We start from the raw sequence: 8237 nt of genomic DNA on the forward strand, positions 1-8237 counted from the left end.
GACCATATATTTCTCTCCCCTCGGAGAGTATGTCGGCTAATTATGGGGAATTTTCAACTGCTGATATTAGGTATTTTACAATTGATGTTCACAATAGACTCTTACATGACTTGAAACCAGAGAGTATGACTAATAACTTAAATAAATTTGATTTTCTTGATCATATTATAGATGATGATGGTTTAGTTATAAAAGCACATGAAGGTGGAGGTTGGGGAGTTGCCGAGGAAATAACACAACTATTAAATTCAAGTGATTTGCCTTATAAGACAATAAGACACCAACAATCTCGATTTGATGGGGGAGCATCTGGAGGATTTGAAGAAATAATCATATTTATTGGTGCATCAGCTGTTTCGGGAATCACATGGGATGTCATAAAAGGAATTTTGACTAGCCAATTTGGTCCTGAACTTGATAATTTTAGGGCATCACATATTGATGGATTAAGATTTAAACAACTTAGAAAAAATATAGCAGAAAGAGTTGTCGAAGATCATAAGGATATTGTTCTTATCGATTTTTATAAACAAGAAAGTGAAATTATTTGTGAGTTTAAAGTTTATGGTATTTTTGAGAAAACTATAACAGTGTTATGCGATTCTGAATATAGGATTAAAGAATTAAAGTTAGAAAGAAAGTAAATCCCCCTAACAAAATATTGACGCTTTAGGCCATTCAGCCCTTGGTCGGTCAGAAGTATTTCGGGAAGAGGGAGCAGGCGAACACATCCACACCGACTAACTGCGCTTGCGCAGTTAGTCGGTGCTACAAAAACCTCCTTTTTCATTAGATGATAAAGGAAGGTTTAGGAATTGGCAGTGAGAGATTGTGAGATCTGAAAAGCTACCGCGTAGCGGTTTAGTTCAACACGATATTCGCGCGGCGGGCCATTCGGCCCTTGATTTGTCAGAGGTATTTTCAATGAAGAGTAATCAGACAGATACATGCATTCCCCTAAGATAATAGCTATCCAAAGGAAATGGACGTCGCGATTATCTCTATAAAACAATGCCAAGAGCAGTCTAGACTAGACTCTCTTGGCATTGTTTTTTTGTTATCTAATGAAATAGGCATGAGTTATTTTATAGGTCTAATATATTAATTAAGTATACTTTTTGTCAAAGTATATCGATTTAAGAATACTTTTAAAATATATTATAGGCGAAGTTAAAATATAATTGATCGAGGAGGTTGTTTATGTCACGTTTGCGTGGAATATCGACTATGGTTGCATTGGTCATGTTGCTTCAGCTAGTTCTTGCTGCTGTAGTCTCGGCTGGAGCCTATGATCCTGGGCTTCATGAATCGGAGCATGTTACAACAGGAGAGGATTTATTTCCTGCTCTAATCATTAATGATTTCAATACACAGGAGGATGCATCAGCCTGGAAAGCAGGCACGAATACGAAGGAGGTTAAATTTGTAACGAGCATCCAGAATGGACCCAATGGACCTTATGAGGGTGCCGGAGCGCTAGAGCAGATTCCGAATAATGTGAAGGTGTATGAATGGCGGACGATTTATCGGGATTTCGATCAGCGCTCGATCTTTTCTCTTATCGTTATTTAGCATTTGCGGGCAATAGCAGTCTGCCGACTATGTTCTAAAGATCAATTTATATAGCGGTGACGATGTTTTTGAAAGCGTTACCACGATTCGTCCGGATAGCTGGAAACGAGTGTTCATCAAGCTGGATGAATGGGCTGGACGCAATGCTGTGACGAAGATGGAGATCTCTTTTATGCAAAACTATGATCTTGCTGAAACAGCGCCAGGTCAACCAGGCTATGACTATTGGAATGGTCACTTCCAGATCGATTATATTAGCGCAACGAATGCAATAGACTTCAGCTTCAATGCTGAGGGAGAAAAGGAAGGCTTTACTGCTTCTACTGGAACGTTGGGAGGAACAGGCGGGGAACTGGTCTATGAATGGGATGGACAGGAGGGTCTGCTGGAGTCACCGACATTAATGCTGGACACAGCTAAACGCAATGGCATGTCGTTGACCATGACGAATGGTTCAGGCTCCTCGGAAGTTCTCATACAGTGGCGAACGGGGGATGGCATTTGGAGTGAAGACAATATGAAACGCTTCACCATTCCGACGGAAGGAAAATTTACGCAGAACTTTAACTTCTCAGATCAGACAAGCTGGAATGGGGAGATTACTGCATTTCGAATCATTCCGCAAGCTGCTTCAGGAACATTGAAGGTAGATCAAATACGCTTTAAGCAATTTGCTCAGCTTGAGAAGCCTTACGATGGAAACACACAAGCACGTATTGAAGGCGGAGGATTAGTCATCGAAGGTACGTTGAATCAGGCTTTCGTAGAGGCTCATCCTTCGGAGCAACTGTACTTGATTGAATTGGCTACTTATGAGGATGCGAAGTCGGTGCTTGGGGCGAAGTCAGCGATCGCAGAAGCTAATCTTGCACAATCATTCCGGTTCGAAATTGGGTTAACCGATGCTGAACGCAGTCGGCTTTACTCTAAGTTCGTCGTTGCGGCTCGTACAGCCGAGGGCGAATATGTAGCCATTGATGCTCCTCAGTATGTAACGAATGCAGAGGTGATGGCTGGCAATACAGAGCCATTCCCGCAAGCACAAAGCAGTAAGGGGCTTCAGGTGCAAATGACTGGAGATGCCCAGGAGCTTGGCATCAGCCACGCAGCACTGAACGTTGCCTATAACGAGCTTATGTACAAAGCTAATATTCACCCTGACAATACGATCGCTTACGAGATCGAGGGTGAGACCTATTACTTCCGCAAGGATAAGATTGAACGGATAGATAACGAGATTAAGAGCATGTCTGACAATGGCATACTCGTATCACTCATCCTGATTATGTATAACTCAAAGGATCCCGAATCAGCGAATGAATATTTAATTCACCCAGATTCGGAATGACGCAACGACAACGCAATCATTTGACACCAAACGCATTACCTTCAAGAATCTAGAAGTTCTCGTAGATTACATGAAGCAGTCTGATTATTTATTTGATGGTGCGATGCGCCGAATTATTTTATCCGAGCAAGGTTTCCACAGCTTGAGCAACTCTGCCGCTGATCAAGAGATTCAGGCAGCAGCTTACGCCTATGCCTATTACAAGGTTAAATTCTTGGATGGTATTGATGCTTTTATTCTCCATCGTCACGTTGATCATGGACAAGGAGGGGGCTTGAACCTCGGTCTATGGACGCATACACCAAATTCAGTTATCGTTCCTGATCAACATAAGGCCAGTTATGATGTATTCAAATATATCGATACCAGCCGATCACTCCAGGAGACGGCATTCGCCAAAGCGATCATCGGCATTAATGATTGGAAAGAAGTTATTCCGAATTTCGACCCTTCCAAGCTAAATGATCGGTCGGAGCCTGTTTTAACTGGATTGGATTTTATCCGAAAAACAGAGAAAAGCAGCAATGAAGGCAGCTTTGAATCCAGTACAGATGGCTATGAGGCGTCTGATGAAGTCAGCTCTGTAGCCCGTGTTACAGGCGAGGCTTCCTGAAGGCTACAATAAACAGTTCTTTGGGCATAAATTGGGCGGGCGTGCAGAAGACCTATGAGCAGCCAATCGATGTGAAGAAAACACCTTATTTCACAGCTGCGCTCAAGCTCCCAAATGCGGATCCACAGAAAGACTATTACGCGAAGTTCATTGTCTATAGCGGATTTGAAAGTGTAGAGGGATTAGCGAAGCTTGATCCGACTACTGGCTGGCAGCAGCTAGCGCTTCCGCTTGATAAATGGAAGGGTGAGCTGTACATTGATGAGGCAACTTTCGCTAAGAAGGTAACGGAGAATAAAGATTACGTCAATTTTGAAGTAAGCGCGAACCAGCTGTCCCAGAAGCTAGAAGTCGGCTCACAGATTTCTGTGACCGTCACGAATAATAGTTCTGACAAGCTTAATAAGAAGCTCATAGTGGATACAAGCAAGGAGCTTCAATATTCTCCAAGCAGTATTTCATTAGATGGTCTTAAAACAGGACAAAGCAAGACGGTTACGCTGAAAGTTACGAAATATATACCGAAAGATGGGGTAGAGCCTAAGTTAACGTTGAAGTATGAATCAAGAAGCTTCCAGTTTCCGCTGCAAGATAAAGATCCTGTAGTTGTACCTAGTGGTATGCTGTATAGCTTCGAGGATGGTGTGCAAGGCTGGACAGCAGGTGGAAATGTGGCAAGTGTCTCGGCTGTTCAATCCTTCGCTAATGGACCAACTATGCCCAATGAAGGCAATTATGCACTAGCTGCTGTATCACAACCTGCTGCTGCAGATGCTTGGAAGACGTTGGCGGTAACCACTGCTGCACCGGTTGATCTAACTGCTTCGCCTGTGTTCTATTACCACATCAATTCCTATGGGGGAGTGCCTAACGCGACCTACGAGACAAAAGTGTTACTCAAAAGCGGGACAGAAGTGTTTACACATACAGCAGCTATGTCGCCAGATCAGTGGAATAGAATTGCAGTCGATACCTCGGAGTGGGCACATCACAGCTCGATCGATGGTATTGAGATTTCATTCCGCGTAGTAGGCAATGCAATGGCATGGGCTCCGCAATTCCAAATTGATAACATTGGCAGCGAGCAATAAAAAAAAGCAGCGGTGCTCTGTGGTCGTATTCGCAGAATACCGCTGCAACTATAATACTGAGAGGACAAATGAGGATGAATATATTTACTGGAAAGAGATGGATGCCTGGGATGGTGATTGCTAGTTTACTGGTGACACTGTTTCCAGCAGCTCATCAGAAGGATATAGTTCAGGCTGCAAGCTCGGTAGCATCAACAAGAATTCATACGATTAATCATGCAACAGGATCAATAAAGTTTAATCCGAACTTTGGCGGCTCCATTGTGAGTGCCACTAAGAATGGCACTGAGCTGGTGGACAACATAGATTATGGACGCCTATGGCAGATGGCATTAGGTATTGAGAATGATCCAACGCAAGCGAGCTCTAACGGAATCCAGCAGAATCGTATCTATGTACCAGGACAAGAGTTCTCTCAAATTTATCAGTATTATGGGCAAGAGCTGGTTGCCTCAACGACGCAATACAAGGTTCGACTGAAAGCTCCGATGTGGATTTCCACAACGAATCAATTAGGCGATCAGGAGCTGCGTTGGACGGGGAATTTCACCAATCCCTCCTTTCATGTATTCAAATCCGCAGGGCATACGACCGTATGGCCGCAAAATGTACAGAATGGCACCAACTATCAATTTTATGGAGGCAGGGTGGCTGCGAAAATCAACGTTAAAATAACGAGCGATGGAGGCAATGCCACGAATTGGGCAGGACTGCAGTTCAGACAAAACAATGCGACTGATTCTGTATCGAACAGCGGATATTTAGCATTGCTGCGGGCGAACGGGACATTACAGCTATTAAAGGGGGCAACCTTGCTTGGGTCTTACAATTTAGGCAAGAGTGCAGTTAATACCGACTATCAATTAGAAGTGAGAACGCAAGGCTCGAATTTGCAGGTGTGGCTGGATGATGTAAAGCGTATTGAAGTGAATGATAGTACGTATAGCGGTAATTATGCTGCCTTTGCTAATTTTGGAACGGATGTAACCTGGCAGAACATTGCTTTTTACGATACTGGAATTGAATTAGAATGGACGGTCACCTATAACGCTGCAACGAACAGATTTACGATGAATAGCAAGGTATACAACCTCTCGAGTGTAGCACGACCGATTCAAGGCGATTTTGTTCAGTTGCCAGTGTTTTTTATGAATAGACCTTCAGATGCTAGTCTGAATGATATTTACTACCGTACGACCGCATCTGGCTCTTGGACAAAATATTTGGGCGCGGACCGGCACTGGGGAGCTTTACCAAGCAGTTCAAATTATGCTTATGAGCTGCTGATCGGAAATGATGATCCTGTGAACGGATATGCATTAGTACTTAGAACGACGGCAACTGGTGCAACGGATCAATACCGACTGTTTAATCAAACAGGGAGCAATATATTTGGTATAGCTATGCAGAAGGATGTCGATGCAGGAACATACGAGGCGGTATTGGGACCATCGGCATCACCAGCAAGGGATATAACGACCGAATTTTATATTCATTAATCATTCTGGCAGTGTGTATACTGCGACAGGATACGAAAGGGACTGTTATGCCTAGACTAGGGCAAGCAGTGCCTTTTTTGAAAAAGGAATATTTAGACAATCATACCGGAGTTAATTCGAGTATATTTAGTTGAAATTAAATTAAACTAAGTATATTATGGAATAAATAAAGAATACTTTGATTAGCGAAAATTGAAACATATAATAGTAACTTTGATCATCAATTGTGAAGCTTTTGTTATATGAATTGAGTTGGCATTTAATTCGAGGGGAGGCAATTAGGATGTATGATAAAGATGATCTCTATTTAGTCGATCAATGGGGAGGGGTTGACGGGCTTGGAAGAGAGTTGCCATCCAGGGATGAAGTTGGCCCGATACGCCCTGATCGTTACGTAGGTCTATTTTATTTTCTTTGGCTGGGACAGCATGGGACATCAGGTCCCTATGACAACACCCAGATCATTGCTAATTGGCCAGAGGCTGTCCATGACCCGGAGCATCCGGCATGGGGTCCTCCGAGCTCATTTCACTTTTGGGGAGAACCCTTATATGGCTATTACTTAAATGATGATGCATGGGTGCTTCGCAAGCATGTACAAATGCTGACAAGCTCCGGTGTGGACTTTGTTGTGTTTGATACGACAAACCAAGCTATTTACAAGGAAGTTTATGATGTTCTGTTCCAGATCATGGACGAAATTCAAAGTCAGGGCTTCAAAGTGCCTCAATTTGTTTTCTACACGAACACGGAATCGGGCAAGACCGTCTCGGACATTTATGAGGATATCTATAAGTCAGGTCGTTACGAGCACTTATGGTTTCGATGGGAAGGAAAGCCTCTAATCATTGGTAATCCCGATGAATGTAATGAAGAGCAACAGAAATTCTTTACATTCCGTCTGAATCAATGGCCTAATGAAGACGCGAAGACGAATGGGTTCCCTTGGATTGAGTTTCAACGTCCGCAGCGTGTTTTTTATAACGATGAAGGTCAGAAGGAAATCATTAATGTCTCTGTCGCACAGCATCCGAGTGTTGCCATGAGCGATACGCCTTTTTACGGGTATGGTGATAATTGGGGTAGAGATTATTATGAAGGAATGGAGCCAGTGGAATCTGGCGCATCATTGGATACGATAAATCAAGGGATGAATATCGCAGAGCAATGGGAGTTCGCGCTTAAGGAAGATCCGCAGATTGTATTCGTTACAGGGTGGAATGAATGGATCGCTATGCGGTTACCGGGATCTAAAGAGCATCCTGTGTTGTTCGTTGATCAAGCGACGTTGAACTTCAGTAGAGACATCGAACCCATGAAGGGCGGGTATGGTGATCATTACTACATGCAATTAATCAGTTATGTTCGTCGCTTTAAGGGAATGTCGGAGCAAGGCAGCAGCAGCTTCCAATTGGAAAGGCCAATCTTGATGGCTCCTGATTTCAGTGAATGGCAGCAAATTATTCAGCAGTACAGAGATTTTGCTGGAGATACAGTCGATCGTGACCATCCTGGTTATGGAGATCTTCATTATACGAATGAAACAGGAAGAAATGATTTTGTTACGCTAAAAGCGGCGCATACCGATGAAAGTATTTACTTTTATGCACAAACGAAGGAATCCATTACGCCTTACACAGACCACCATTGGATGATGCTGCTTATCCGTGTTAGAACGGAGAGCGACAAGGGATGGGAAGGCTATCAATATATCATTAATAGGAACGTTACAAGTGAATCAACAACTTGGTTGGAGCGAAGTGCAGGCGGTTGGAATTGGCAGCCAATAGGAGAAGTGCGATATGCCTACAAAGGGAATGAGTTGCATCTTGAGCTTCCGCTTATTTTACTCAGAATGGATGAGATGACTGAGGAAATTTGGTTAGAGTTTAAGTGGGTAGATCATATGCAGAATGACGGTGAAATTACAGACTTTCTTCAATATGGCGATGTAGCGCCTGAAGGAAGATTGAACTATATATATAAATTTGTGAAATAAACATAGAGTCAATTATTTACTAACTCAACTTTCGCAGCTCAAATCTTTAAACAAACCCTTGATATAGCTGGGTAAACTAGCGATCCAATCCTGTAGTTGACAAAAAACAGACGTT

Annotated in this window: 7 protein-coding genes; all 7 read left to right on the forward strand. The window is 43.0% G+C overall.

Annotation, left to right across the window (positions count from 1 at the left end; translation table 11 throughout):
* Nucleotides 1-644, forward strand: a 644-nt coding sequence (locus tag J2T13_RS25725) for a hypothetical protein (protein ID WP_429375514.1), incomplete at its 5' end; no start/stop codon positions are given.
* Nucleotides 645-1200: 556 nt separating this feature from the next.
* Nucleotides 1201-1572 carry a hypothetical protein gene (locus tag J2T13_RS25730; RefSeq protein WP_429375516.1) on the forward strand — a complete coding sequence of 124 codons (372 nt, stop codon included), beginning with the start codon at nt 1201-1203 and terminating at the stop codon, nt 1570-1572.
* A 109-nt stretch (nt 1573-1681) separates the two neighbouring features.
* Complete coding sequence (locus tag J2T13_RS25735; protein WP_429375518.1) at nt 1682-2920, forward strand: DUF5722 domain-containing protein; 1239 nt, start codon at nt 1682-1684, stop codon at nt 2918-2920.
* Nucleotides 2921-2954: 34 nt separating this feature from the next.
* Nucleotides 2955-3533 (forward strand): DUF5722 domain-containing protein, encoded by a 579-nt coding sequence (locus J2T13_RS25740; RefSeq protein WP_429375523.1) that lies wholly within the window; start codon nt 2955-2957, stop codon nt 3531-3533.
* Nucleotides 3534-3574: 41 nt separating this feature from the next.
* On the forward strand, nt 3575-4624 hold the full coding sequence (locus J2T13_RS25745; RefSeq protein ID WP_429375520.1) for a hypothetical protein: 1050 nt from the start codon (nt 3575-3577) through the stop codon (nt 4622-4624).
* Between the two features lie 74 nt (nt 4625-4698).
* Nucleotides 4699-6123 carry a hypothetical protein gene (locus J2T13_RS25750; protein WP_429375521.1) on the forward strand — a complete coding sequence of 475 codons (1425 nt, stop codon included), beginning with the start codon at nt 4699-4701 and terminating at the stop codon, nt 6121-6123.
* A 283-nt stretch (nt 6124-6406) separates the two neighbouring features.
* Nucleotides 6407-8122 carry a hypothetical protein gene (locus tag J2T13_RS25755; RefSeq protein WP_429375522.1) on the forward strand — a complete coding sequence of 572 codons (1716 nt, stop codon included), beginning with the start codon at nt 6407-6409 and terminating at the stop codon, nt 8120-8122.
* The last annotated feature ends 115 nt before the right edge of the window (nt 8123-8237 follow it).

It is taken from the genome of Paenibacillus sp. DS2015, assembly GCF_050433705.1.
Taxonomy (GTDB): domain Bacteria; phylum Bacillota; class Bacilli; order Paenibacillales; family Paenibacillaceae; genus Paenibacillus_AQ.